The following is a 1,344-nucleotide window of genomic DNA, read 5'->3' on the forward strand; positions in this document are numbered from 1 at the left end:
GCCCGCGAACGCTTGCGCTTCCGGGTGTGCCGCTGGTCGCCGTGGCGATCTGCTATGAGATCATCTTCCCAGGGCATGTGGTCGACGACCTGTTCAGGCCACACTGGATCTTCAACGCAACCAACGACGCCTGGTTTGGCACCAGCATCGGACCTGAGCAGCATCTGGCTTCCGCACGTATGCGCGCCGTAGAGGAAGGCCTTCCTGTCATTCGAGCCGCGAATACGGGCGTCTCTGCGGTCATCGACACGAGCGGAGAGATCATTGCGCGGCTCGATACCGGCGAAACGGGCATCATCGACGCTAGCCTGCCCTCCGCGCGACCGCCGACACTCTACGCGAGCTTCGGGGACTGGATGCTGCTGGCGCTCATCTTGGCTTCGTGGAGCTGGGCAATGGCGACCAATGCGACGGCGCGCTACCGCCGCATGAGAAACACCGTCATGCAAAGATGTGGATAGGTGTTCCGTCCTTCACCATTGCATAGATGTCCTCGATCTGCCGATCTGTGACCGCGATGCAGCCAGCTGTCCAGTCGCGGACGTCCGTTGGGTCGATGCCGGGTCGTGGACCACCATGGATGAAGATGTCGCCCCCGGGGGACCGGCCCTGCGCCTCGGCAAAAGCGATGTCGGCCTCATTCGGATAAGAGATGCCAATCGAAAGATGGTAGGTGCTGTCGGGGTTGCGCTTATCGACTACGTAAGCGCCCTCAGGGGTCCGGCCGTCTCCCTCGAATTGCTTGTGACCCTCAGGAGCGAAACCCAGCCCGACCGGATAGGTTTGCAAGACGCGATCGGCTCCGTCGAGAACAAGCAAGCGCTGTCCCTTGTAAAGCCGAACACGGGTGACTTCGGGTCCGTCATAGCTGCGGAACTTGCTGGCACACCCGGACAGAAACGCTACCAGCCCGCCCAACAGGACGGCGCGGCGGGGAAATCGGATGGTTTTCACTGCTCGATGCCTCTTTCGTGAGGTCTGTTATGGACATTACGTTACCTTGCAAATGCTGCGTGATCAATGTCCGTGGGCAAGCGCGGCCTTTGCCATCTGTGGGCCAACCTGCTCACCGCCGGACGGCGGCGCCTTGGCCTCTTGGCTGTTCAGCAGGCGCAGGGCATTGGCCACCACCAGCAATGACACTCCTACGTCGGCTGCAATCGCGCCCCACATCGATGCCAGTCCGAACGCGGTAGCGACAACGAAAACGCCCTTGGTCGCCAAGGAAATACCGATGTTCTGATGAATGATCGACATTGTCCGGCGCGAATGACCGATCAGCCAAGGCACCTTGCCGAGATCGTCGGTCATCAGGGCTATATCCGCCGTCTCGATTGCCGCGTC

Annotated in this window: 2 protein-coding genes and 1 pseudogene; 1 reads left to right on the plus strand and 2 read right to left on the minus strand. The window is 60.9% G+C overall.

The window, feature by feature from the left end; translation table 11 throughout:
- The coding region (locus tag C8N42_RS21305; RefSeq protein WP_146168315.1) for an apolipoprotein N-acyltransferase at positions 1-461 on the plus strand (461 nt) is incomplete at its 5' end.
- On the opposite strand, the gene C8N42_RS21310 is transcribed toward C8N42_RS21305, so the two are convergent.
- Entirely contained in the window at positions 442-954 is a 513-nt protein-coding gene (locus tag C8N42_RS21310) for a L,D-transpeptidase family protein (RefSeq protein ID WP_107818393.1), read from the minus strand. The two genes, C8N42_RS21305 and C8N42_RS21310, sit on opposite strands and share 20 nt — an antisense overlap.
- A 63-nt stretch (positions 955-1,017) precedes the next feature.
- Positions 1,018-1,344: pseudogene (locus C8N42_RS21315) on the minus strand (cation-translocating P-type ATPase); the annotation flags it as partial.

Source organism: Celeribacter persicus (assembly GCF_003050785.1).
GTDB lineage: Bacteria > Pseudomonadota > Alphaproteobacteria > Rhodobacterales > Rhodobacteraceae > Celeribacter > Celeribacter persicus.